Source organism: Faecalibacterium sp. AF10-46 (assembly GCF_003604105.1).
Taxonomy (GTDB): domain Bacteria; phylum Bacillota; class Clostridia; order Oscillospirales; family Ruminococcaceae; genus Faecalibacterium; species Faecalibacterium taiwanense.
On record NZ_QVGY01000005.1, the window covers coordinates 38,814 to 64,103 of the forward strand.

Here is a 25,290-nt window from a genome sequence, read left to right on the forward strand (position 1 = left end):
ATGGTATCTGTGGTTCGCTGCTGGAAAGCAGAATATCAGAAGTGTAAACATAGCATTTTGCTCTATATGCACAGCATGATTCCGATTATATGTGCGGCGATTTTTGCGGGTTACTATCATATATCCAGATGGGAACTGGCAACCAAAATCAGTGCCTATCTGGAAGTGCTGGCCGTTGCGTTCCCGTTTCTGATCGGCATTATTGTGGGCCTGGTTGTTCAGATCGAAAATCAGGCCGGGCATTATCAGCTTTTGTTAGGAACAATCCCATCCCGCATAGCAACGTATATTGGTAAACTTGGGTTTCTGATGATCTGTGCTATGGGTGCAACATTTTTAGCACTGGGAACATTTGCTGTACTATACAGGGAGGCCCCGGCAAGCCTATACCTGAAAGCAGGGATTCTATTGTTGATTACCATGCTCCCTATTTACCTGATTCATTTGTTTGTGGGAATGAGCTTCGGAAAAGGTGCATCTATGGGATTGGGAATTGCAGGGAGTTTAATAGCTGCCCTTATGATAACAGGGCTTGGTGACGCTACATGGAAATATATTCCCTGGGCCTGGGGCGTTCGTGCTATGGATTACACTGTGCTTGCATGGGATAGCCCCCAACTGTATGCACAGGTAAGAACCGATTTTTTCAGCGGTATGATTATTTCTGTATGCTGCACTGTTTGTCTGCTGATTGCCAGTTTGGTTTGGTTTCATGGTTGGGAGGGAGGTAAAAACAGTGAATAAAAAGTGCCTGTTTGCCGTGGTAATTGTGCTTGTAAGTCTTATATGCTTATCGGCCTGCGGTGCGCTCCGCGATACCGCCGATAAAAATAAGGCGTTAAATGAATCTCTGCCGTATTATGAGCTGAACGCCGCAAACTATGATGAAATTTCATATAACGGCCTGACATATACCATAACGGATGAATGTCTTGAAATGTCAGAACTGCAAGAAGAAATCGGGCAGGTATCGAAACGCTTCAAAAATGTGGCGGGGGAAGATTTCAGTTTCGGCTACGTTTACAGTATTGTGGATGTGGATATAAGCAATGCCGTAGCTGTAAATATCAACAATGAATATCGGAAAGCTGACATTAAAAATAATGATGAATTAGTGTGGTTTCAGAGATGGGAAGGAGCAAAAGAAGGGGACTATTCCAGAGAGCAATGCTATCTGAATAAGGAAAATGTGACGCAATTTTCCTATAAGGGAAATGACTACACGATTTTAGCGGATACTGTCTCTAATAGTGGACTCGGGGAATGGATTGGGTATATCCAACAACTTGCGGCTGTAGACGAATCAGGAAAAATATTACTTCAAGAAAATCTCAAAACTGCTACCTTTCAGACGTTGGCAGATTTAGCAGATTTAGTGGATAAAGCCCCTAATGACGCCTATATTATTCCATTCTTAAATGTGTATGCAGCTCCTAACGCTGACGACTATCTGATTGTAGATATAAATGGATGGTATCACAAAGCTGTTATAGATGAAAATATCAAAGGCACAGATACAGTTTTTGACTTTAAGGATATAGAGCAATCTATGAGTGGAAAGTTTGAAATCAATCCTCAAAATGCAACGCAGCTTCTTTGTGATGGGACGGTTTATCAAGTAACTTCTGATACTGTATCAAATAATGAATTGGGAAGTCACATTGGTATTCTTGCGGAGAATGTCATATTTAATGCAGAAACAAACATTCCTTTGTCAAAGGAGGAACTAAGAAAAATTGACTGGTATGGGGAAAACGCCGGACAACATCGGGAACAATGGATTTACAAAGATATTTATGAAATTCATGGTACAGAAAAGACCGAAGCCGTTGCAGTACAGATAAATGACCGCTACTATATTGCAAAGCGTCAATGACCGATTTTTGTTTTTCTGCCTTTATGGGTTATGATATACTAAAAAAGCTAGGAGGCGATACTATGGCAACAATCCTTAACCTCGACAATGTGGTATAATGGGGCGGGAGGTGATTTTTTGACCCACTTACTTGTAGTTGACGATGAAGTTTCTATCTTGGAATTGATTAAGAACAGTTTGGGGAAAGATGGATATTTGATAACAGTCTGTCAAAATGCGGATGATGTAGACATCAAAAAGCTGCATTTCTATGACCTCATTCTTTTGGATGTGATGATGCCTGGCACAGACGGATTTGAGTTTTGCAAACAGATCAGGAATATGGTAGACTGCCCGATTCTCTTTCTGACCGCAAAGACATTAGAGGAAGATATATTGTTTGGATTGGGCATCGGTGCGGATGATTATATTACGAAACCTTTTCGTATTCAGGAGCTTCGCGCCCGTGTCGCGGCACATTTACGCAGAGAAAAAAGGGAGCATCACAGCACACTTTCATTTGAGCCTGATATAAGATTTGACCTTTCCGCAAAGGTACTGTATGTTTCAGAACAGCCGGTTCCCCTTACCAAAAGCGAGTATTCAATCTGTGAATACCTTGCGAAAAACCGGGGACAGGTTTTTGCAAAAGAACAAATCTATGAAGCCGTTTTCGGGTTTGATGGAATAGGCGATAACTCTACGATCTCAACGCATATAAAAAATATTCGTGCGAAATTGGAGCATTTCAAAATAAGTCCGATCAGCACCGTATGGGGGATAGGATATAAATGGGAGTGAAAAAGAAACCTACATTGAAAATATTGTTTCGCCAGTTTGCTATCTCCCTCATTGTCATGCTGGTAGCGGCAATTATTGTCCCTTCTGGTTTGGAGGGACTTGCTGTAAATGCTGGATTAGCTACAAGAGCAAATCTAAGTGAATTGCAGGTAAAAGAGATCATTCCAACGCTGACGATTGCCCCGGATATTACAAAGGTTGTGATTCCACAGGGATGCGGCTACTTAATTCTGGACAAGAACTTTAATGAGCTTTACAGCAATATGGACGATGATGAAAAAGAAATTGCCCTGCTGTACGCAAAGGGAGAATATATTGAATATGCTACGGGGAGGCAGTTTGCACTTGTTGTCCGGGAAAACGAATTTTGCGTTTTAAGGTATTATATTGGTTCTCAATTTACAGTGTCATGGCTACCGGAATATTTTCCATCTCCTGACACGCTTGCGCTTATCCTGATGGCTGTAAATTCGCTGCTGGTCATTATCATACTGACCGCCAGATTTGCTAAGAACCTGCGTACACAACTGACCCCGCTTTTTGAAGCAACTGCGGAGGTTTCAAAGCAAAACCTTGATTTTGAAGTAGGACACGCCAAAATCAAAGAGTTTGAAGATGTCCTTGCATCTTTTTCAGATATGAAAGATAATCTGAAAATTTCGTTAGAACGGCAATGGAAAACCGAACAGACACAGAAAGAGCAAATCGCCGCGCTTGCCCATGATTTGAAAACGCCTCTGACGGTTATTCAAGGAAATGCTGATTTACTCACAGAAACAAATCTTGATGATGAGCAACGACTATACGCTGGTTACGTCGTGGAAAGCTCCGGCCAGATGCAGTCATATATTCAAACCCTGATTGATATATCACGGGCGGCGGTTGGTTATCAGCTCCATATTGAAAGTATAGACTTGCCAGCGTTCATGCAGCACTTGTTCGGTTATATGGAATCACTATGCCGGACAAAAGAAATCCGGCTGCAAATGAATACTGTTTCACTCCCTCAAATGCTGAAATTTGATAGGATGCTGATAGAACGTGCTATTATGAATGTTATCAGTAATGGGCTGGACTACTCCCCGCAAGGCGGAACGCTTTATGTGGATGTTCAGAGTAACAACGGTTTCGTGGAAATTTCAGTCACAGACGAGGGAACGGGGTTTTCTAAAGAGGCATTATGCCACGCACAGGAACGGTTTTTCATGGGCGACAAAAGTCGTACTTCTAATATGCACTTTGGTATGGGACTTTATATCACAAGCAGCATTATCAAGCAACATGGCGGGCAGCTTGTTTTAGAAAATTCAAAAGAAACCGGCGGCGCAAAGGTTACTATGAAACTTCCTTGCTGATTTTCCGATAGTGTAATGGACGTCTTTTATGTCCGTCCATTTTTCAAATCTTTATGGAATCTTCAAAAATTCCTCTTATCATGTATCTAAAGAAAAAACATCTGCTCAGCGGCAGAAAAGAAAAAAACCGCTGCTGGGCAGACCCATTTTCACGCTTAATTTATATTCACTGGTGGCGGTTTTGAGAAATCAAGGCCGCTGCCTTCTTTCTGTCATTCCCAGCAGTTAAAGGCATGGCGGCCCACGGGAGGACGCCGCCATGCTGTTTTACTATCATTATAATCTAATCCACTTCTACCGCTTAAAAAAAGCCTTGCCCCGCCACGGGAATATTCCGGCTATGAGTATGAACTATACCATGTAAGAAAACAACAAAACGCTTCAAATCGTCGCCCGGTAGGTTTACGACCTGCCGGGCGATTTTTGTCGATTTTTGCGGATTGTCATTTCCGGCAAAAAATCAGATGGAAAAGGAGGCGGTCAGCAGACCAGGGCCAGCATAACATATCATCGTATACCATTTCCACCATAGCATGGAACGGCATTTGCAAATGGCTTTTCACTTATGGATGAAGATGAGATATTTTTTCCTGCTTGAAGAAAAAACAATTCTCCTATTCGACACCACTCCCAACTCTCCGGGATGTCAAAAGGCACTTCATCTGCAATGCAGACAGGCTCATTTTTGCCGATCTTCTCATAAGGCAAATTATCGGAAAAGCCCAAGACAGTAATCTATGCGTATCGCGCTATCGACACAAAACGGTAAAGTGGATTTTATCTGCTTTGCCGTTTTTCTTTTTTCTTAAATTGAAAAATTTTCAAAACTGTATTCCAAAACAGCCCTGCGGATTCCTATTAGTGTAGGGGCCTTCAAAATCTTTTGTGAAACGGCTTTCCTCTAGTTTTATGAGTGGAAAATAAACAAAATCCATGTTCTAAAATTAGGTAGTTCAACAAAATTTGAAAATCTGTATGCCAAACGCCCATTTTAGAATGTTATAGGTAGAGGGGAACGTTGGAAAAATGAATTTTCTTTGAACTTTCAAAAGACCCGGTTTAAAAACACCCCTTAAAGTTTGTATAGGGTATAGGAAGTGTTTTCAAAAGTAAGCCAATTCACTACGGTATCACTGATGAAATTCCCCGATTCCTTACAAAGTTACATCGCACCTTGAAAATCGCATGAGCCACCCCAGCAGGATACCTCTGGTACTGAATGTGCATTCTGCGCGTCTTACCGGAAAATACGCCGGAGAAAATCGGGCAGGAACGGGCTGGGACAGAGTGGACAGTGGTTAAGAGCAAGATTCGCCTTTGTATACGAAACCGCTCCTACGGGCAGTTTCTCCACGGCGGCATCTTGATGGGGATTGCGCTCCCCATACCCTCACATCGTGCAAAATCACATGATTTTGCCTATTGGTGGCCTGCCGCAGCAGGTCACAGCCGGAGTGCAAACGCACTGCCGGGAAAATCAAACTCTTGATTTTGGAAAGGAGACCCCATGCCACGAACGAAGAAAAAAGTGAAATCAATCGTAAAGACAAAAGTAATCTCCGCACGAGTTACAGAAGTAGTACATGAACTTTTACACCAGCAGGCCGAAGATGCCGGAATGACGCTCTCTGAATTTGCAGCGCAGATGCTGATGAAAGGCCGCGTGGATACCTCGTATGTATTCTATGTCCACCCGGACGAGATCGAAGCAATCACACGGGAGTTTGCCGCCATCGGAAACAACCTGAACCAGATCGCGGCTTTCTTCAACAGCGGCGGTATCCAGTCCCGTGCGATGCACGAAAACATCAACCATGCGATTGCCTGTATTTTTGAGATGCGGGAACAAGTCGCAGAAATGGCAGGAAAGAACTATGGCAATATTAAAGCACATCGCAAGTAAGAGTTCCAACTATGGTGCTGCACTGGAGTATCTGATTTTCAAGCATGACGAGCTTCGGAAAACTCCGATCCTTGACCAGAAGGGAAATCGTATCATGCGAGATGAGTTTTATCTGGACGGTCTGAACTGTGAACCCTATTCCTTTGATGCGGCCTGCCGACAGTTGAACCGCGAATATCAGAAGAACAAAAACAAAAATGAAATCAAAAGCCATCATTACATCATCAGCTTTGACCCACGGGACAGCACAGAAAATTGCTTGACGGGGAAACGGGCACAGGAGCTTGGACTGGAATACGCAAAAGCAAATTTTCCGGGGCATCAGGCATTGGTCTGTACGCACATGGACGGTCACAATGGCAGCGGAAATATTCATGTCCATATCGTAATCAACAGTTTGCGAAAGCTGGATGTACCTAAGCAGCCCTTTATGGAGCGGCCCATTGACTGCAAGGCAGGGTACAAGCACCATCTGATAAAAGACTACTTGAAACATTTACAGAAATCTCTGATGGATATTTGCATGAGGGAAAACTTGAATCAAATGGATTTGCTTTCCTCCTCTCTCTCGAAAGTTTCGGAGCAGGAATATTACGCTAAACGGCGCGGACAGATCAACTTGGATCTGACCAATCTGGAACTTCTTGGCGATGGGTTTACACCAGTAAAGACGACTTTTGAAACGGAGAAGGAAAAAATTCGAAATGCCATTACCGATGTAGCAAAACGATCTGTATCTTTTATGGACTTCCAAAACCTATTAAAGCTGGAATACGGCATTCTGGTGAAAGACCATCGAGGGCAATTCAGCTATCTTCCGGCAGACAGAGAAAAATTTATCTCGGTCAGAACGCTGGGAACCAGTTTTGACCGTGAGCATCTTTTACTGCTTTTTCAGTGCAACGCAGCCGAGAAAGAAAAGCAGCAGTGGCGCGTCGATGATCCTATGGATGCGCTGTACATCAAGTCGAATCTCCGGCTGGTTGTAAATTTGCAGGATTGCGTAAAGGCTCAACAGAACTATGCCTATGCCCAGAAAGTCAAAATCTCAAATTTACAGAAGATGGCGCAGACCGTTCTCTATGTGCAAGAGCACGGATATGATTCATACGAAAAACTTTATGAAGCTGCAGAGAGTATTGACCGAAAAATGGCGACGGCTCGAAGTGATGCGAAACTCACGGAAGTCAAGCTGAAAAAGGTCAACGAGCAGATTCATCATTTGGGTCAGTATTTTTCTACAAAATCTGTTTATAGCGAATTTCTGAAAGCACCTAACAAGAAAATTTTTCGGCAAACCTATTTCGATGAAATTGCAAAATACGAGGAAGCACGTCAATTTCTAAAGCGGGATTTCCAAGACGAAAAATTCCCTTCGATGAAAGATCTCCGGGCAGAAAAAGAACTTCTGATGCGCACAAAGGATGCACGGTATGAAACATACCACTATTTTAAGGAACGCAATGCAGAAATACAGACGGTACTTGCCAATGTTGACAGCATCCTTGAAATGGAAAAATTGCAGCAGCGTGAACAGCGGCCGCGAGCCAAGAAGCGTAGCTACGATATGAGCCTGTAATCAGCAGGATCTTCCACCCCGCACCCCGGAACCCTGTCGGATGCGTAAGCCCACAGGGAGCTTTCCCATCCGATAGGGACTTTTAAAAATAAGAAGGAGCTCAATTTCAAGAACAACAATTTATTTAAAATCGTAAAACGGAATATCACTACCCGGCAGACCGCAGAAGCCTATGGCTTTCAACCCAACCATAGTAGCATGATTTGCTGTCCATTCCATGCAGACCGCAATCCCAGCATGAAAGTGGATTCCCGGTTTCACTGTTTTGGCTGTGGAGCGGATGGTGATGTAATCGACTTCACCGCAAAACTGTTTCAGCTGTCCTTGCGGCAGGCTGCTGAAAAGCTGACCGCAGATTTTGGACTTTCGGGGAATCCTGTTTTTCCACTACAGTACCCGAAAATTGTGGAATATAAAAGTCAAAACCCAATCCAAACATTGTACGAGTGCAGCGCGATTCTGGGTGACTGGCGCACACGTTTTGCGCCAAAATCATCGGAGGAAGAACTGCATCCCTGTTTTGTTGCCAGTCTGCATCACGCCGCTTACACCCAATATCTGATCGAAAACCGAAATTTTCTCACCGAACATCGGAAGGAGGTTCAACAGATTGCCCAACGAATCCGAAAATACCAGATCGACCATTTCCAACATCCGCAAAATACTCTCGCAGGCTGAAAAAGGCGGTGTTCAGAACACGATTCAAAACTGTGTGACCGTTTTGCAGAACGACCCAGTTCTTGCAGATTCCATCCGGCTGAATCTGCTGAGTGAACGTATTGATATTGTAAAGCCGATGGGTTGGCAGCGTTCCGGCCCTACGCTGACCGACACCGATATGATGTACATTCTGCGCCGAATGGAAAAATACGGCCTGTACAGCGAAAAACGGGTGTCTGCAGCAATTCGCATTGTTGCCAACGAAAATCATTATCACCCTATCTGGGACTACTTGAATGACTTGAAGTGGGATGGCGCAGAGCGGATAAGCCACGCGTTGCATCGCCTTCTCGGTGCGGCAGAAGATGAGCTTACCGCAGAAGCCTTGAAGATTTTTCTGCTTGGAGCGATCAAACGGGTGTTTCATCCCGGCTGCAAGTTTGAAATGATGCTTTGCTTGGTCGGTGGGCAGGGTGCAGGAAAATCCTCTTTTTTCCGGCTGCTTGCTATTAAAGATGAATGGTTCTCGGATGATTTGCGGCGACTGGACGATGATAATGTGTTCCGCAAGCTGCAAGGCCACTGGATCATGGAAATGTCGGAAATGATTGCGACTGCCAATGCCAAAAGCATCGAGGAAATCAAGAGCTTTCTCAGCAAGCAGAAAGAAACCTACAAAATCCCGTATGAAACACACCCGGCAGATCGTTTGCGGCAATGTGTCTTTGCAGGAACGACCAATCGACAGGACTTCCTGCCCCGTGACCGCACGGGAAACCGCCGCTTTATCCCCATCCCGGTGGATGCAACACAGGCTGAAGTACATATTCTGGATAACGAAGCGGAATCCCGTGCCTATATCGACCAGCTTTGGGCAGAAGCCATGACAATTTACAACAGCGGTGATTATAAGCTGACATTCAGCCCTGCCATGCAGGAGGCCTTGCAGATTCGCCAGAAAGATTTCATGCAGGAAGATACGCAGGCTGGTATAATCTATGCGTTTCTGGAAGATTACACGGGTGACCGGGTATGTTCCAAGCAACTTTACACCGAAGCACTGGGCAACCTGAATCTTCCTGCGGAATGGGAAACCCGTGCCATCTGTGAGATCATGACTGCTGGAATTGCGAATGGCGAAATCAAGGGGTGGATAGCCCATAAAGCAGCCAAACGCTACCCGAAATATGGCGTGCAGAAAGGCTGGGAGCGTGTAACCGCTGCAAAAGTGGATGCAGATGGTTTCGTAGAACTGACAGACAAAGAAGCCCAACAGATGGGATTTCCGTTTTGAAGGGCTGCTTTACATTGTTGGTTACAGGTCTGGTTACATCTTACAGCTGCCTCAAAGTCGCATCATTCCAAATAATTTCCCTATTTGTAACCATGTAACCTGTAACTGATAAGAAAAAATAAATACAGAAAATTGCCAGCACACCATTGCAGAAAAAGTTTTCTGTTGTGGTTACAGTCTGTTGGTTACAAACAAAAACACGGAGGTTTTGCCTATGAAAGAAGTTCGCGTTTGCGAAGCAATGAAGTCCCCGGTGGGGACTTTAAGCGACGGAACGGTCTTGCATCAGCAAGATGGAGGGACCAAGTCCCGACAAGTTCCGATCTGGGAGAAAAGCAATCTGACGCTGGAAGAAGCCGCAGCTTATTCCGGCATTGGTATCAACAAGCTGCGTGAAATGAGCGATTCCAAAGACTGTACCTTTGTTCTCTGGAATGGTACGAAACGGCTGTTGAAACGCCGCAGGCTGGATGAACACCTTGACCGATTATTTTCGATTTGACAATAAAAATGAAGTCGGCAGTTGAAAGCACCTCGGCGGTATGGTATGATTAAGCTGTAGGTTGCTTTCTGCCAACAATGGAGGACATAACGATGGCAGAAAGAAGAAAAGACTCAAAGAAGCGTGTTCTAAAGGAAGGTGAATATCAGCGCAGCAACGGAACGTATGAATATCGCTGGCGCAGTGAAAACGGCAAGCGAAATAATGTGTACGCCAAAAGTCTGGAAGAACTTCGTGAGAAAGAAGCAGAGATTCAGCGTGACCGCAGTGATGGAATCCGTGCAGAAGCGCGGAACGCGACTATCAATGACATTCACGAGCAGTGGCTGCAACTGAAAAAGGGGCTGAAAGCCAATACACTGGTCAATTACGAGTATATGTACAAGATGTACGTATTCCCGGAGTTTGGGAAGCGGAAGGTCGGAAGCCTGAAAAAGTCGGATGTGCGGCGGTTTTACAACGGCCTTGTGGATTCACAGCGTTTGAAAGTGGCAACGGTGGAGAACATCCATACCGTGCTGCATCAGGTGCTGGATTTTGCAGTGGAGGACGAATATCTCCGTATCAATCCATCCGATAATGCGTTGAAAGAACTCAAACAGACGCACAATCTGGACAGTGAACGCCGCAAGGCTCTGACCGCAGGCCAGCAGAAGCTGTTGATGAACTTCTTGAAAAACAGCGAGAAGTACAATCACTGGCTTCCCATCATTACCGTGATGGTGGAATGTGGTCTCCGTGCTGGTGAGGCAACGGGTTTGCGTTGGGAGGACATCAACCTTGATACGGGTGAAATCAGTGTAAATCACACGTTGATTTATTACAGCCACCGGGAGAAAGGTTGTCTGTACGGAATCAATACACCCAAAACGGAAGCTGGAAACCGAATTGTGCCTATGACTCCGGAAGTCAAGGCTGCTTTTGTACAAGAGCGAGAGTATCAGAAGAAAACTGGAATTTCCTGCAAGGTGACGATTGATGGCTATACGGATTTTATTTTTGTAAACCGTTTTGGCGAGTGCCAGCATCACAGCACCATCAATAAAGGCATTGACCGTATCATCCGCGACTGCAACGAGGAACAGTTGGCAAAATGCGAAAGCGGTACAATCAAGCCGAAAAAACTTGTTCTGCTTCCGAAGTTTAGCTGTCATTCCCTGCGTCACACCTGTGCTACCCGTCTTTGCGAGGCTGGAATCAACATGAAGGTCATTCAAGACGTATTGGGCCACGCCGATATTACCACCACCATGAACATCTACACCGAGGCCACAAAAAATCTCAAGAAAAAGGAAATCGACAAGTTTGCAGAGTTCTTATCTGCAACCACGACATTTGAAGGAAAGGAGGAAAATGACTGATGGAAAATAAATCTGCAGCCCCAGTAGCACAGGTTCTTGTTCCGGCAGTGAGTGAGATTCGTTCTCTGCTGGAAGCTTCCCGTAAAAATGTAGCACAGCAAGTCAATCAGGAACTGCTGTCAACTTATTGGAAGATTGGTGAGGTCGTTGTTCGTTGTGAACAAAATGACAGCATCCGTGCTGCATATGGTGAAAAGACCTTATCGCAGCTTTCCAGGGCGTTGACAAAGGAGCTTGGCAAGGGCTTTTCGCGCTCGAATGTTTACAATATGCGGCAGTTCTATCTCAGCTATCCAATTTTCCAGACAGTGTCTGGAAAATTGAGTTGGTCGCACTACTGTGAGCTGTTATCCATTTCCGATAAGGAGAAGCGCAGCTTCTACGAAAAAGAAGCGGTCAATTCTGGCTGGTCTGTCCGTGAATTAAGACGCCAGATGGAAAGTTCCCTGTTTGAACGGTTGCTCTTGTCTCGTGGGGATGCCAACAAGGAACAAGTTTTAGCATTGGCTGAAAAAGGTGTGGACTACACAAAGCCGGAGGACATCATCAAAGACCCGTATGTATTCGAGTTTTTGGGGCTGCCGGAAGAAAAGCCGTTCCTTGAAAGCGATTTGGAAGCAGCACTGGTGCGACAAATCGAAGATTTCTTGCTGGAACTTGGCCGGGGCTTTATGTTTGTCGGCACACAGCAGCGTGTCACAGTGAACAACACCCACTACTATGTGGATATGGTGTTCTACAATAAGATTTTACACGCCTATGTGCTGATCGAGTTGAAAACCACCAAGCTCACGCCCGAAGCCGCCGGACAAATCAATATGTATCTGAACTACTACGCCGCAGAGGTCAACGACCCGGAAGATAATCCTCCTATCGGCATCATCCTCTGCACTGACAAGGACAGCGTAGCAGCCGAGTATGCGCTGGGCGGTTTGTCGAATCAGATTTTTGCATCCCGGTACGTCTTATATATGCCGAACAAGGAGCAGCTTATTAGGCAGGTGGAAGAAGTCCTGAAGCGTTGGCACTCTCACGAGGACGAATAAGTTTACCACCAGCCTTACCACTGACTTACCACCAATTTGAGAATAGCTGTAAACAGTTGCGTAGAGTTGCGAAAAATAAGACCTTTTTATCTTGCACAAATAAAGGCTTATGAACACTTGTAAACAGCTATAAATCACCACCAGTCAAGCTCCCCACGATGAAGCCGATTGAGCAGTAAATTTCCAATTTGCAACCAATAAAGCCTGAAACTTCTTGATGTTACGAGAAGTTTCAGGCTTTTTGTTTGCGATAATTTCCAGCGATTTTCACGCCATACGCCAATTTTACGCCAAATGATGTAGGATTTTGTGCAGAGCAAAAAGAGCGTTGTTCCGGTTTGGCAGTAGAAACGGCTGTGTGGTAGGCGGGTGCAGACCTGCAAAGGGCTGCATCACAAAGCGAATTCATGGATCTGCAAACGGACAGCCGGAACTTTTCACCGCAGAAGAAGCAAACGCGAAGAACATGGAGTTTTTCTTATGAACAAACTGCTTTCTTGCCGCTACAACATGGACACCAACCGGGTAGAAGCCCGGTTTGCAGACGGCTCTGCCATTGCCATCGACTGCATCGTCATCGAGGACGAGTACGGCAATACCCCAGCACAGAGGGCAGAGCTGGACTGGCTGCTGTACAATAAGCCGTTGGAGTATGCACAGCTTGTACTGAGTGGGAAGATTGCGCACTATCTGTCACTGGGATGTGAGCATGGCAGACCAAAAGATCAAGTCTAATGAACCAAACAACTGCTGATTCGTATTTCTTTTGATACGGGTTAGCAGTTGTTTCTGTTTTATGCATATCACAACTGTGCAAGCAAATACGCTTATTCCGCCTTCCCTTCCAGCCTGTTTTTATACCCTTCGCCCCATGCCCGCATGGCATCCAGAACCGGTTTCAAACTATATCCCAATTCGGTCAGAGTATATTCCACCCGGGGCGGCACTTCAGCATAGACCTTCCGGGTCAGCAATCCGCTTTCCTCCATCTGCCGCAGCTGAGCGGTCAAAACCTTCTGGGTCACATGGCCGATGGACTTTTTCAGTTCTCCAAAACGCTTTGTGCCCGGCATCAGATCCCGGAGGATCAGCACCTTCCATTTATCGCTGATGAGGGTCAGGGTGGTCTCCACCGGGCAGGCCGGGAGTTCTTTGAGGATTTCCTTTTCCATAATTACCTCCAAGGGAATTTCAAGTGGTCATCGTGCCGGATGCACGGATACCACAAACCGCTTTATGGCATCATTATAGCTTTCAACAGCAAAAAAAGCAAGCAGCATCGCAATGGTATCTTTTTGGTAACTACACCACAATATTGTGCGTACTTCACAAGCCGCACAAAGCACATTACAATAAAGCTGTCAGAAAAAACAATGTATGGAGGTACATCCCATGAATAAAGTCGTAGAATTTCTGAACGCAAACCCAGTGCAGTATCTGGCCACCGTAGGCCGTGACGGCAAGGCCAAGTGCCGTCCCTTCATGTTTGCCGGTGAGCTGGACGGCAAGCTGTGGTTCTGCACCAACAACCAGAAGGATGTTTACAAGGACCTGCAGGCAAACCCCAATATCGAGATCTCCGTTTCCAGCCCGGAGTACGCATGGATCCGTCTGCATGGCAAGGCTGTGTTTGAAAACAACATGACCGCCAAAGAGATGTGCATCGCAAACCCCATCGTAAAGAGCCAGTACGGCGAGGCTGCCAACCCCATCTTTGAGGTGTTCTATCTGGAGGATGCCCACGGCATCATTGCAGACTTCTCCGGCAACCCTCCCTACGAGTTCTGATCTGAAAAAACAGCGCAGCAGTCTTCTGAACGGGTAGACTGCTGCGTTTTTATAGAAAGGTTTTGAAAGGCAGGCGAACACCATGAACCAGAGTGAGCGGCGAACGATCCTTATTCAGGTGCTTTTGAAAGAACGCCCGGAGTATCGGGGACTGCGGATACCGGCAGACGCAGACACCCAGTGGCAGCTTCTGCGGGGCTTGCTGAATATCCGTGAACCACGGCGTATCGGCACAGACTTTCTGCAAATACAGGATGCGTACCTGCAAGAGGAAATCGCCGCAAAAGGCATCACCGATGCGGCTGACCTGACGCCCCTGCAGCCGGGGCTGTACCTCTGGCAGGGGGACATTACCACCCTGAAATGCGATGCCATTGTCAACGCCGCCAACAGCGGCATGACCGGCTGCTACTGCCCGAACCACGGCTGTATCGACAACGCCATCCACACCTATGCCGGGGTACAGCTGCGTCTTGCCTGTGCGGAAATCATGGACAGGCAGGGACACCCGGAGCCCACCGGACAGGCAAAGATCACGGCCGCATTTAATCTGCCCTGCCGCTATGTGCTGCATACGGTTGGCCCGATCATCAACAGGCGAGTGACCAAAGAGGACAAAGAACTGCTGGCTTCCTGTTATCGCTCCTGTCTGGAGCTGGCGGCAGAGAACGGGCTGGAAAGCGTAGCGTTCTGCTGCATTTCCACGGGAGAGTTTCACTTTCCCAACCAGCTTGCAGCAGAGATTGCGGTGCAGACTGTGAAAGAGTTCCTGCAAACACCCACAAGCATCAAGAAGGTGATCTTCAATGTTTTCAAAGATATGGACAAAAAAATCTACGAACGACTGCTCCGAACCGATTGATACGCTGCGGCAGGTCCTGAGCCATGCTGATGCAGTGATCATTGGTGCAGGTGCTGGGCTTTCCACCTCGGCAGGTTTCACCTATGACGGGGAGCGGTTCCGGGAATATTTCTCCGATTTTGCCAGCAAGTACGGATTTACGGATATGTACTCCGGTGGCTTTTACCCCTACCCCACCATGGAGGAATACTGGGCATACTGGAGCCGCTATATTTACATCAACCGCTATCAGGATGCACCCAAGCCGGTGTATCAAGGTCTGTTTTCTCTTGTGAAAGACAAGGACTACTTTGTACTGACCACCAACGTAGACCACTGTTTTCAGAAAGCAGGGTTCGACAAAAAACGGTTGTTCTATACACAGGGTGATTACGGTCTGTTCCAATGCAGTGTGCCCTGCTGTCAGGAAACGTATGACAATGATAAGCTTATCCGGCAGATGGTAGAAGCGCAAGGGTATATCATTGCACCGGATGGTCAGCTGACCGTGCCGAAGAATACCATCCTGAAAACTTATATTCCGTCCGAGCTTGTGCCACATTGTCCGCATTGCGGCAGACCCATGAGCATGAACCTGCGTGCAGACGATACCTTTGTAGAGGACGAAGGCTGGCACCGTGCGGCAGAGCGATACCGTGAATTTCTGCGCCGTCACGAGGGGCAGCACATCCTCTTTCTGGAATTGGGTGTTGGCTACAACACCCCGGTCATCATCAAGTATCCGTTCTGGCGGATGACCGCTAAAAATCCAAATGCATTCTACGCCTGCATCAATCAGGGACAGGCCATTTGCCCGCCGGAGATCGAGCGGCAGTCTGTCTGCATTCATGCAGATATTGGCGCTATTATAGCGCAATTGTGACCCACAAGAGGGCTGGCATCGTCCAGCCCTCTCTCTTTTTGCCAAAGTTTTTGATGCATTTTCTTGCATTCTGCCGAAAGTAACGTATTCTCGGATTTTTTTGTTGACAAAGCTCGATTTTTGTGGTAATCTATCCCAACAATTTAATATAACATATTTACCTAGAGTTCCAGCTCGGCTCCTGAAGGAGCCGGAGCAAGTTTTTGACTTTCTTATCGCTACATAACGAACCCGAACCAAGGCCATCCCGGAAGGGATGGTCAGGTTCAGGTTGTTGTGTGGCGATTTTTTATTGCCAAATCCAGCACCGAACCTTGACAACCGCATGACCGTCTGCATGGGATACCCGGCGATGACCCCTCACGAGGGAGAGCCGGAAAACGCCGCCGAGAGGGGGCAGGAAAACCATGTGGGGAGAACGGCTAAACGTTGATTCCTCAGTTACCAGAAAACAATGTGGTCAAATTGACCACATTGTTTTTCTGTAACGCCAGTGAAAGGAGGGTCATCTCCATGTATATGACAAACGAAAAATGGGAGCAGAACAATCAGGATTATTTGAAAGAATCGTATGAGGAAACGGGTTTTACCGCCGGAGGATACGCCGTCCGCAAACTTATCTGCGGCGGCTGCGGTCGGGTGTTCTACACCACCATCTACACCAAGAAATACTGTCACAGCTACTGGTGCGGCAATCAGGCCAACAATCGGCGGCAGCGGGAATACCGCCAAATGCGCCGTCAGGATTTAGTATGCCAGTGCTGCGGTGAAAAATTCACACCCAAACGTGCAGATGCCCGCTATTGCAGCAATGCCTGTCGGCAAAAAGTCTATCGAAAACGTGTTACAGATGCTGCAAGTGCTCAAAATGAGCACATCGTTTTCCGTAACACTGCAAGGTCTGTTGAAAATCAGGTGCCGCCACCCGGCACTTGATTTTACCCGTAACGGAATCAGAGGGTCAAAATGACCCTCTGAAAAACCGGACGAGCTGTCCATTCGAGACAGCTTGCCCGGAGCAGGAGTGCAGAGGACGTAGTCCTTTGCCCCAGTGATATGATGCTGTGCGTCATATAATACTGGGTATTATCTGGCGCACCGCAGGCGGCAGATTCAGCAGCAAAGCTGCTGCGCACCCCACCCCACCAAGACGTTGAAATGGAGGGATGTTTATCTGAAGCTGACACGACACAATGGACGAGCCGGAAAACACGGCACCTATAACCCCAAGCACAACGACCGTAATTTCGACCTCACCAACAGCGAGCACATTGACCCGGAACGAGCCAAGGGCAACATCTACTGGGACTGCTTCGGCTTCCGTTCGGCTCTCGCCCCACAAGACCCGGATGATCTGGCAGGGACATTCTCGGATGTGGAACGGCAATTCTACGAGACCCGTTACTCGGAGTTCATCGAAAGGCAAAATGAGCGCAACGCCAAGATCCGGCACACGGAACGAAACCGCAGCATTCCTGACCTGCTGTCCAGCCGCAAGACCTGCCCGGAAGAAACCATCTATCAGCTGGGAACAGAGGACGACCATGCTTCGGGCGAAGTTCTTCTGGCGGTCGTGACCGAATTCATTGAGGAGTTCAAGGCGAGGTTCGGAGACCATGTTCATGTACTGGACTGGGCACTGCATCTGGACGAAAGTACGCCTCACATCCACGAGCGCCATGTGTTCGACTGCGAGAACAAGCATGGAGAGGTAGCTCCCCAGCAGGAAAAGGCGCTGGAAGCGTTGGGTTTTGAGCTGCCTGACCAGGGCAAGCCCCTCAGCCGCCGCAGCAACCGCAAAATCACCTTTGATAGCGCAGTTCCTCAAGCAATGCCGTGCATCCTTCCAGTATATCCTGCCATGTGGCTTCAAAATCTCCCGTGAACCATGGGTCTGCCACTTCACAGGGATGATCCGTATGCGCCATCAGCAGCGAGACTTTATGCTGTGGGTCACCGCCGACAATCCGCAGGATGTCACACAGATTGCTTTCATCCATGCCAATCAGATGATCATACCGTGCATAATCCAGCCGAGTCATCTGCCGGGCGGTCTTGCCGTTGCAGTCGATGCCATGTTCTGCCAGCTTCTGCCGCGCAGGAGGATAGACCGGATTTCCGATTTCCCATGCACTGGTGGCGGCTGACGCAATTTCAAATTGCTCGGAAAATCCCGCCTTGGACGTAAGGTCTTTCATTATAGATTCGGCCATCGGGCTTCGGCAGATATTTCCGAGACAAATAAATAAGATCCTGGTCATACCGGGTCGTTCTCCTTTTGGCTTACAAAAGTATAGCCGCCGTGGGTAGTGCGGATAAAGCTGCCGCAGCCGGCCAGCTTCTTTCGCAGATTGGAAACGGTATTTGCCACGACCTTTAAGGTGTCATCACAGTTTTGTCCCCACACAGCACGGAAAAGCTCTTCTTTTGAAAAGATTTGTCTTTCGTGAGAGGCAAGCATCAGCAGCAAATCGAACTCCAGTCGTGTAAGGGAGACTTTTCTGCCGTTGCACGACACTTCGTGGGTCATTCCATCCAGTGTAAGCCCCGGAAGAACCAACTTCTCCCATGAATCAATGGATATTTGCTCTGCCTCGATGTGCTCTCGTTCCAGAAGCATCCGGATCTTCTGCTCCAATTCCGGGTCAGGCTGTCGGGTTTTTATAACGATCATGGCAAACTCCTGCGTGTATTTTACTCTGCGGCGGTATCCATTTCCCGGAGCAGGTTTACCATCTCGATGGCACTGACCGCGCAGTCATAGCCTTTATTACCTGCTTTGGTGCCTGCCCTCTCGATGGCCTGCTCGATGTTTTCGGTGGTCAGAACACCAAAGAGGACGGGAACCCCGCTTTCCAGCGAGACCGTGGCAATGCCTTTGGAAACCTCATTGCACACATAGTCGTAATGGCTGGTAGAACCGCGAATCACTGCACCAAGGCAGATCACAGCATCATACTTTCCGCTTTTTGCCATTTTAGAGGCAACCAGTGGGATCTCAAAAGCACCCGGAACCCATGCAACATTAACATCAGCGTCCTGCACATCGTGCCGGAACAGACCATCCATTGCTCCGCTCAGAAGTTTGGACGTGATAAATTCGTTGAAGCGGGCAGCTACGATACCGACCTTGATGTTCTGAGAAACCAGCTTGCCTTCAAATGTTTTCATTTTTAAATACCTCTTTCGTTGTTAATATTCCAGAAGATGTCCCATCCGTGCCTGCTTCGTTTTCAGGTAAAACAGGTCATACGGGGTCGCCGTCATCTGAATGGGTACGCGCTCGGAGATCTCCAGCCCAAACTCGGAGAGCTGATATACTTTGTCTGGGTTATTGGTAAGCAGGCGCAGGCTTTTTACGCCAAGTTCCCGGAGGATCTGTGCGCCGAGATAATACTCCCGTTCATCTCCATGGAACCCCAGAGCGAGATTGGCTTCCAGCGTATCCATGCCCTGCTCCTGAAGTTCATAGGCACGCAGTTTGTTGATCAGACCGATGCCCCGGCCTTCCTGCCGCATATAAAGCAGGATGCCCCGGCCTTCTTTTTCGATCTGTGTCATGGCAGCGGCCAGCTGCTGGCCGCAGTCACAACGCAAAGAGCCAAATGTATCTCCTGTCAGGCATTCCGAGTGGACGCGGCACAGAATATCCTTTCCATCGCCAATGTCACCTTTTACCAGTGCAATGTGATGCTCTCCGTTCAGGCGGCTCACAAAACCATAAGCTCTGAAGGTGCCATACTTGGTGGGCAGGTTCACTGCCGTCACCTGATCGACCAGTTTATCGTGACACTTGCGGTACTCCTGTAAATCACGGATGGTGATGAATTTGATCTGGAAACGCTCTGCCAGCTTTGCCAGTTCAGCGGTGCGCATCATCGTGCCATCCTCCCGCATGATCTCGCAGCACAGGCCGCATTCTTTCAGCCCTGCCAGACGGCACAGGTCAACGGTTGCTTCCGTGTGACCGTTGCGCTCCAACACACCGTTCTTTTTTGCCAGAAGGGGGAACATATGGCCCGGTCTGCGGAAATCTTCTGCTTTTGCGTGATCGTCCACACAAGCCATCGCCGTAATGGAACGCTCTGCGGCAGAAATGCCTGTAGAAGTAGAAACGTGGTCGATGGACACCGTAAATGCCGTTTCATGGTTGTCGGTGTTATGCTGCACCATCTGCGGGAATTGCAGCTTCTGGACGAAAGCCTCGGACATCGGCATACAGATCAGACCTTTGCCGTGGGTCGCCATAAAGTTGATGTTTTCAGTGGTGGCAAATTCGGCAGCACAGATGAAGTCCCCCTCGTTTTCACGGTCGGGGTCATCCGTTACCAGAATGATTTTTCCTTGTTTCAGGTCTTGCAAAGCTTCGGGAATGGTATTGAAGTTCATCCTAAACTCTCCTTAAAAGCCGCAGCGCAGCAGTATTTCTTTTGTGAGCGTGTTTTGTTTCGGTGCTTCTGATGGAAGCAGCTTCTCGATATATTTTCCGATAACATCGGTTTCCAGATTGACAAAATCCCCTTTGTGCCGCTGGTTCAGGTTCGTCTGACAGACGGTGTGCGGTATCGTGGACACGGAAAAGCCCGTAGGTTCCACCGCAGCCACGGTCAGGCTGATACCGTCTATTGTGATGGAACCCTTTTCGACGACATAGCGAAGGATCGCAGAATCTGCATGAATGGTGTACCAGATGGCCGTATCGTCTTTTCGGATATTAGCAATGCGTCCGACGCCATCCACATGGCCTGCTACGATGTGTCCGCCAAAACGTCCGTTGGCCGGCATGGCACGTTCCAGATTGACAGCACTTCCAACGCTGAGCTGTGCAAGCGCAGAGCGGTTCAAGGTTTCGTGCATGACATCTGCAGCAAAGCCATCCGGAAAGAGCTGCCTGACGGTCAGACAGATGCCGTTGACGGCGATGCTGTCACCGATCCTGGTTTCTTCCAGAACCGTTTTTGCACGAACAGTCAGTACGGCGGAATGCTGTCCCCGATTGATGGATTTTATTGTTCCGACTTCTTCCACGATTCCGGTAAACACGGGTACTCCACCTCACTTTCAATCAGGAGATCCTCGCCCAGACGTTCCAACCGGCTATTTTTCAGCTGGAATGCTGCATCCGGGAACGAGACACCTGCGCCCTCAATGGGCGTTTTGGCATCTCTCCCCCCAAACAGCTTCGGGGCAATGTAAGCCTGTACCTGCTGCACGATGCCGCTTTCCAGTGCAGACCAGCTCAAGGTTCCGCCGCCTTCCAGCAGAATGCTGTCGATCTGCTCCTGCCCCAGCTGTTCCATCAGTTGCAAAAGATTCACATGACCGCAATGCTCTTCCAGAAAAAGAATCCGGCACCCGGCCTGTTGATATGCCGCCTGCTTCTCTGGGTCGCCGCAGCAGGTCGCAAGAATGGTGGGGACCTGTTTGGCGGTCATGACCACCTGTGATTGCAGCTGTGTCCGCAAATGTGTATCGCAGATGATCCGGACAGGATCACGGCCACCCTCTATCCGGCAGGTCAGCAGCGGGTCATCTGCCAGAATGGTTCCGACTCCCACCATAATGCCGCGGAATCGGTGCCGCTGCCGTTGAACATGATTCCGGGCAATTTCCCCGGTGATCCATTTGGAAGCGCCTGTGTATGTGGCGATTTTTCCGTCCATCGTCATGGCGTATTTCATGGAAACGAAGGGGCGTTTTGTGGTGATATAGTGGAAGAATACCTTGTTCAGCGCATCGCATTCCTCTTGCAGAACATTTTCGATCACATCTATGCCATGTGCACGCAGGAACGCAATTCCTTTTCCAGCCACCAGCGGATTCGGGTCAGCAGAACCCACGACCACCCGGTGAATGCCCGCGTCCAGAATCGCATCCACGCAGGGCGGCTGCTTTCCGTAATGGCAGCACGGCTCCAATGTCACATACAGGGTCGCTCCCTGCGGATCTTCGGTGCAGGATGCCAGCGCATTGCGCTCCGCATGAGCCTGACCGTATCTCTGGTGCCAGCCCTGTCCGATGGTCCTGCCCTCTTTTACGACCACGGCACCCACCATCGGGTTGGGAGATGTCCATCCGCAACCCTTTTTTGCAAGCTGCAAAGCCAGACGCATATAATCTTCGTCGTTCATCGTGTCGCCTCCAAAAGAAAAAGCCCTGAACAAAAACGTTCAGGGCAAGCCGAAAAGACACAAGGGACTCTTGTGCAAAAAAGAAAGCTCCAGAATGCAAACGCATCCCAGAGCAGCCTCCACAAGCACAGAACCGTGCGGGCTCTGCGCTTGGTATCTTCTTTCATCCAGACTGTACTGTCGGCTTCGGAGTTTCACCGAATCATGCCTTACGGCTCGTGGGCTGTACCACCGGTAGGGAATCACACCCTGCCCTGAAGATTTATGATTCAATTACAGCGGCATTATAGCACGGCTCCTTTCGGATTGCAAGGGCATTCTGCAAACCGGGACGAAACCGGGATGAAGATGGTTTGAGGGTGGGAATGAAACTTTTTGGCTGTTGTTGCCTTGTCAAGAGGGCTGGCATCGTCCGGTCCTCTCTCTTTTTACCAAAGTTCCCCTTGTGTTTTCTTGCAAGCTGCCGAAAATATCGTGTTTTCAAAAGTTCGCGTTTGCGCAGCGAAGCGGAGCAATGAAAGCCCCAGTGGGGCTTTTAAGCGACCGAACGGTCTTGCGCAGCAAGATGGAGGGGCCTTGCCCCGACAAGTTCACGTTGACACGGCTCGGTTCTTGTGGTAATCTATCCCAACAATTTAATATAACATATTTACTTAGAGTTCTAGCTTGGCTCCCGAAGGAGCCGGAGCAAGTTTTTAACTTTCTTATCGCTACATAACGAACCCGAACCAAGGCCATCCCGGAAAGGATGGTCAGGTTCAGGTTGTTGTGTAGCGATTTTTTATTGCCAAATCCAGCACCGCACCTTGAAAACCGCATGACCGTCTGCATGGGATACCCGGCGATGACCCTGAGAAGGAGAGCCGGAAAACGCCGCCGGAAGGGGGCAGGAAATCCATGCAGGGAGAACGGCTAAACGTTGATTCCTCAGTTACCAGAAAACAATGTGGTCAAATTGACCACATTGTTTTTCCGTAACACCAACGAAAGGATGGAATGCCTATGAGTAATTTTACCCCTGCATGGTTCAAGAAGGGCTTTTTCAACGAATCCCTGTTCTGTGACGATTTTCTGAGCATCCACCAACTGCTTTACTCGAATGGCGCATTTTTCACCCCGGACGGCAGGGTCACAGACACCATGAACCTGCGCTGTGAAATTTTCGATATGCTGCGAGACCATATCGGCGCAAATATCGCAAAACGGGTCAGCAATGTCGTGGATGTTCTGAAACTGGCGGCGCAGGTGAAGGACTTCCCGCCCGTCACCGACCGCATTGCGCTGGCAAACGGCACCCTGTATCTGGACGGAACCTTTCAAGAAGGCAAGTCGGAGATCGTCCGCAACCGCCTGCCCGTCAAGTATGACCTGAAAGCCGTCCAGCCTGTCCACTGGCTGCAGTTCCTGTCCGATTTGCTCTACCCGGAGGACATTCCCACAGTGCAGGAGTTCATCGGCTACTGCCTGATCCCCAGCAACAAGGGGCAGCGCATGATGGTCATCAAGGGCAGCGGCGGCGAGGGAAAATCGCAGATCGGCGTGATGCTGTCCCGGCTGTTCGGCTGCAACATGAAGGATGGCAGCATCGGCAAGATTTCGGAGAACCGCTTTGCCCGTGCCGATCTGGAGCACATCCTGCTCTGCGTGGACGATGATATGCGGATGGAAGTCCTGCGTCAGACCAACTACGTCAAATCCATCGTGACCGCACAGGGACAGATGGACTTGGAGCGCAAGGGCAAACAGAGCTATCAGGGCTGGATGTACGCCCGTCTGCTGGCGTTCAGCAACGGGGACTTGCAGGCTCTGTATGACCGCTCGGACGGATTCTACCGCCGCCAGCTTGTCCTGACTACCAAGGACAAACCCCTGTCCCGTGTAGACGACCCGGACATTGCCGAGAAGATGGCGGCAGAAGCCGAGGGCATCCTGCTGTGAGCATTTGAGGGCTTGCAGCGGCTGGTGAAGAACGGCTTTCAGTTCACCGAGAGCGACCGTGCCAAGCGCAACCGGGAACTGGTGAAGCGGGATAACAACAATGTGTTCGATTTCCTCGAATCCGAGGGCTACATTCGCCTGAAGGCGGATGCCTGCACCAGCTCGAAAGAGCTGTATGAGGTTTACAAGATGTGGTGTGAGGAGAACAGCCTGAACGCCATCAAGTCCCGTGGGTTCAGCGATGCCCTGATCGCCAACCAGCGCAGGTACAATCTGGAATCCACCAACAACATCATCAATTCTTCCGGGCGGCGGGTCCGGGGATTTGTGGGCATCGAGACCCTTGTGCAGCCTGACCTTACCCCAAACGGCTGGCGGGCATGACCCGCTTTTGATCCCCCTATATGGCACGTTTTCGGTCTTTCGCTGCGTACGTGCGTACAGAGAACGCCGCCTGCTGTGTACGCACGTACGCAGAAAAACGCTCAAGTTCTCCTTTATAGGGGGCGTTGGCAAAGTGTCATCTTGACAGTTTGCCAAAATCAGAGGGTCAAAATGGCCCTCTGAAAAGCCGGACAAGCTGCGGGCAGGGATTCGCCAATCTTTGCCTGTCAGCTTGCCCGGAGCAAGAGTGCAGAGGTGCGGGTCGCCAGTGGCGACCTCAAAAGGCCGCAGGTATTTTGAAGCACCGACCGAGCCGACAGGCGAGACCGCAGCCCTTTGAAGGGAGTCAAGGGGGAACGCCTTGCCCAGTGATATGATGCTGTGCGTCATATCCTACTGGGTATTATCTGGCGCAAAACGGCGGCAGATCCAGCAGCTCCGCTGCTGCGTTCTCCCCGCCAAGCTGTTGAAACGGAGGGATGTCTATGGAGACCTTGCTGGAAGATGTTTCGGCTGCGGCCTACGACAAGGCGGTGGAGGTCGTGACCGATGTGGTGCGCACCGAAACTCGCAAGGAAGATATGCGGATGATCGAGGATACGAAGAAGTGGGTGCTGTCCCCGGAGCGCAACGCTTCGCAACCCACGAGAGAGTACGCCGCTCATCGGTTGGACACCGTGTTGGACAAGTTCCTCAAGACCATGCAGACCACTGCCACCCGCTTGCAAGAGAAGTTGCTGAAGCCGGAAGTCCGGCAGAAAGGCAAGGAGCAGGTCAAGGAGAAAGCACGGGATTCCGTTCTGCAACTGCTGAACCGCTTGCAGGCAGAACAGGCACAAAACAAACCAGCGGCACAACCCCGCACACAGGAGGGGCACTCGGAAATCTGAACCTCATCGGGAGCGTTTGGGGCAGAAAGCTGGCACCTTCTGCCCCGGCACCCGGTTACAAGGATATGGAGGTGCAAGT

General features: G+C 49.0%; 25 protein-coding genes, 1 pseudogene and 1 riboswitch. Of the genes and pseudogenes, 19 read left to right on the plus strand and 7 right to left on the minus strand.

Features of this window, described 5'->3' with window-relative positions; all coding sequences use genetic code 11:
- From DWV57_RS07045 to DWV57_RS07110, 12 genes are all read left to right on the plus strand, one after another.
- Positions 1-744, plus strand: a complete 744-nt coding sequence (locus DWV57_RS07045; RefSeq protein WP_120020371.1) for a lantibiotic immunity ABC transporter MutG family permease subunit — start codon at positions 1-3, stop codon at positions 742-744.
- The gene (locus DWV57_RS07050; protein ID WP_243112320.1) at positions 737-1,876 is read left to right on the plus strand and encodes a NisI/SpaI family lantibiotic immunity lipoprotein; all 1,140 of its coding nucleotides are present in this window, start codon (positions 737-739) and stop codon (positions 1,874-1,876) included. The genes DWV57_RS07045 and DWV57_RS07050 overlap by 8 nt, the downstream gene beginning before the upstream one ends.
- Before the next feature lie 117 nt (positions 1,877-1,993).
- Positions 1,994-2,656, plus strand: coding sequence for a response regulator transcription factor (locus tag DWV57_RS07055; RefSeq protein ID WP_172679304.1), 663 nt, complete (start codon positions 1,994-1,996; stop codon positions 2,654-2,656).
- Complete coding sequence (locus DWV57_RS07060; protein ID WP_120020372.1) at positions 2,647-4,011, plus strand: HAMP domain-containing sensor histidine kinase; 1,365 nt, start codon at positions 2,647-2,649, stop codon at positions 4,009-4,011. The genes DWV57_RS07055 and DWV57_RS07060 overlap by 10 nt, the downstream gene beginning before the upstream one ends.
- Before the next feature lie 1,507 nt (positions 4,012-5,518).
- Positions 5,519-5,914 (plus strand): plasmid mobilization relaxosome protein MobC, encoded by a 396-nt coding sequence (locus DWV57_RS07075; RefSeq protein ID WP_133303640.1) that lies wholly within the window; start codon positions 5,519-5,521, stop codon positions 5,912-5,914.
- Positions 5,886-7,493 carry a relaxase/mobilization nuclease domain-containing protein gene (locus DWV57_RS07080; protein ID WP_120020374.1) on the plus strand — a complete coding sequence of 536 codons (1,608 nt, stop codon included), beginning with the start codon at positions 5,886-5,888 and terminating at the stop codon, positions 7,491-7,493. Before DWV57_RS07075 ends, DWV57_RS07080 begins: the two co-directional genes overlap by 29 nt.
- Before the next feature lie 198 nt (positions 7,494-7,691).
- Positions 7,692-8,171 carry a CHC2 zinc finger domain-containing protein gene (locus DWV57_RS07085; protein ID WP_279221634.1) on the plus strand — a complete coding sequence of 160 codons (480 nt, stop codon included), beginning with the start codon at positions 7,692-7,694 and terminating at the stop codon, positions 8,169-8,171.
- Positions 8,155-9,447: a virulence-associated E family protein gene (locus DWV57_RS07090; RefSeq protein WP_120020439.1), complete on the plus strand. Its 1,293-nt coding sequence runs from the start codon at positions 8,155-8,157 to the stop codon at positions 9,445-9,447. Before DWV57_RS07085 ends, DWV57_RS07090 begins: the two co-directional genes overlap by 17 nt.
- A gap of 280 nt (positions 9,448-9,727) precedes the next feature.
- Positions 9,728-9,949, plus strand: a complete 222-nt coding sequence (locus tag DWV57_RS07095) for an excisionase (protein ID WP_242699565.1) — start codon at positions 9,728-9,730, stop codon at positions 9,947-9,949.
- A 92-nt stretch (positions 9,950-10,041) separates the two neighbouring features.
- Entirely contained in the window at positions 10,042-11,310 is a 1,269-nt protein-coding gene (locus tag DWV57_RS07100; protein ID WP_118526785.1) for a site-specific integrase, read from the plus strand.
- Positions 11,310-12,356 carry a PDDEXK nuclease domain-containing protein gene (locus DWV57_RS07105; protein ID WP_118526783.1) on the plus strand — a complete coding sequence of 349 codons (1,047 nt, stop codon included), beginning with the start codon at positions 11,310-11,312 and terminating at the stop codon, positions 12,354-12,356. The genes DWV57_RS07100 and DWV57_RS07105 overlap by 1 nt, the downstream gene beginning before the upstream one ends.
- A 480-nt stretch (positions 12,357-12,836) precedes the next feature.
- Positions 12,837-13,091, plus strand: coding sequence for a DUF6061 family protein (locus DWV57_RS07110; protein WP_118526781.1), 255 nt, complete (start codon positions 12,837-12,839; stop codon positions 13,089-13,091).
- Between the two features lie 92 nt (positions 13,092-13,183).
- On the opposite strand, the gene DWV57_RS07115 is transcribed toward DWV57_RS07110, so the two are convergent.
- Positions 13,184-13,528, minus strand: coding sequence for a helix-turn-helix domain-containing protein (locus DWV57_RS07115; RefSeq protein WP_118526779.1), 345 nt, complete (start codon positions 13,526-13,528; stop codon positions 13,184-13,186).
- Between the two features lie 220 nt (positions 13,529-13,748).
- Between DWV57_RS07115 and DWV57_RS07120 the strand changes: the two genes are divergently transcribed.
- From DWV57_RS07120 to DWV57_RS07140, 5 genes are all read left to right on the plus strand, one after another.
- Entirely contained in the window at positions 13,749-14,144 is a 396-nt protein-coding gene (locus tag DWV57_RS07120; RefSeq protein ID WP_118526777.1) for a pyridoxamine 5'-phosphate oxidase family protein, read from the plus strand.
- An 82-nt stretch (positions 14,145-14,226) separates the two neighbouring features.
- Positions 14,227-15,006, plus strand: a complete 780-nt coding sequence (locus DWV57_RS07125; protein WP_120020376.1) for a protein-ADP-ribose hydrolase — start codon at positions 14,227-14,229, stop codon at positions 15,004-15,006.
- Entirely contained in the window at positions 14,951-15,868 is a 918-nt protein-coding gene (locus DWV57_RS07130; protein WP_118526769.1) for a Sir2 silent information regulator family NAD-dependent deacetylase, read from the plus strand. The genes DWV57_RS07125 and DWV57_RS07130 overlap by 56 nt, the downstream gene beginning before the upstream one ends.
- 513 nt (positions 15,869-16,381) lie before the next feature.
- Positions 16,382-16,804 (plus strand): hypothetical protein, encoded by a 423-nt coding sequence (locus DWV57_RS07135; protein ID WP_187119373.1) that lies wholly within the window; start codon positions 16,382-16,384, stop codon positions 16,802-16,804.
- Between the two features lie 217 nt (positions 16,805-17,021).
- A complete protein-coding gene (locus DWV57_RS07140) occupies positions 17,022-17,753 on the plus strand; it encodes a plasmid recombination protein (RefSeq protein ID WP_243089017.1) in 732 nt (243 codons plus the stop codon).
- On the opposite strand, the gene DWV57_RS07145 is transcribed toward DWV57_RS07140, so the two are convergent.
- From DWV57_RS07145 to ribD, 6 genes are read right to left on the minus strand one after another with little or no spacing between them, the layout of a single operon-like run.
- A complete protein-coding gene (locus DWV57_RS07145) occupies positions 17,671-18,129 on the minus strand; it encodes a low molecular weight protein-tyrosine-phosphatase (protein ID WP_120020377.1) in 459 nt (152 codons plus the stop codon). The two genes, DWV57_RS07140 and DWV57_RS07145, sit on opposite strands and share 83 nt — an antisense overlap.
- Positions 18,126-18,542 (minus strand): response regulator transcription factor, encoded by a 417-nt coding sequence (locus DWV57_RS07150; RefSeq protein ID WP_120020378.1) that lies wholly within the window; start codon positions 18,540-18,542, stop codon positions 18,126-18,128. The genes DWV57_RS07145 and DWV57_RS07150 overlap by 4 nt, the downstream gene beginning before the upstream one ends.
- A gap of 20 nt (positions 18,543-18,562) precedes the next feature.
- On the minus strand, positions 18,563-19,039 hold the full coding sequence (ribE, locus tag DWV57_RS07155; RefSeq protein WP_118526763.1) for a 6,7-dimethyl-8-ribityllumazine synthase: 477 nt from the start codon (positions 19,037-19,039) through the stop codon (positions 18,563-18,565).
- A gap of 21 nt (positions 19,040-19,060) precedes the next feature.
- Complete coding sequence (locus tag DWV57_RS07160) at positions 19,061-20,257, minus strand: bifunctional 3,4-dihydroxy-2-butanone-4-phosphate synthase/GTP cyclohydrolase II (RefSeq protein WP_118526761.1); 1,197 nt, start codon at positions 20,255-20,257, stop codon at positions 19,061-19,063.
- Positions 20,258-20,269: 12 nt separating this feature from the next.
- Entirely contained in the window at positions 20,270-20,911 is a 642-nt protein-coding gene (locus DWV57_RS07165; RefSeq protein ID WP_165853675.1) for a riboflavin synthase, read from the minus strand.
- Positions 20,875-21,999: a bifunctional diaminohydroxyphosphoribosylaminopyrimidine deaminase/5-amino-6-(5-phosphoribosylamino)uracil reductase RibD gene (gene ribD / locus DWV57_RS07170; RefSeq protein ID WP_120020379.1), complete on the minus strand. Its 1,125-nt coding sequence runs from the start codon at positions 21,997-21,999 to the stop codon at positions 20,875-20,877. Before ribD ends, DWV57_RS07165 begins: the two co-directional genes overlap by 37 nt.
- A gap of 151 nt (positions 22,000-22,150) precedes the next feature.
- Positions 22,151-22,265: riboswitch (FMN riboswitch) on the minus strand.
- A gap of 736 nt (positions 22,266-23,001) precedes the next feature.
- Between ribD and DWV57_RS07180 the strand changes: the two are divergent.
- Together DWV57_RS07180 and DWV57_RS07185 are read left to right on the plus strand one after the other, a co-directional pair.
- Positions 23,002-24,321 (plus strand): annotated as a pseudogene (locus DWV57_RS07180) (phage/plasmid primase, P4 family).
- A 485-nt stretch (positions 24,322-24,806) separates the two neighbouring features.
- Positions 24,807-25,211, plus strand: coding sequence for a hypothetical protein (locus DWV57_RS07185; protein ID WP_347562379.1), 405 nt, complete (start codon positions 24,807-24,809; stop codon positions 25,209-25,211).
- Positions 25,212-25,290 lie beyond the last annotated feature (79 nt).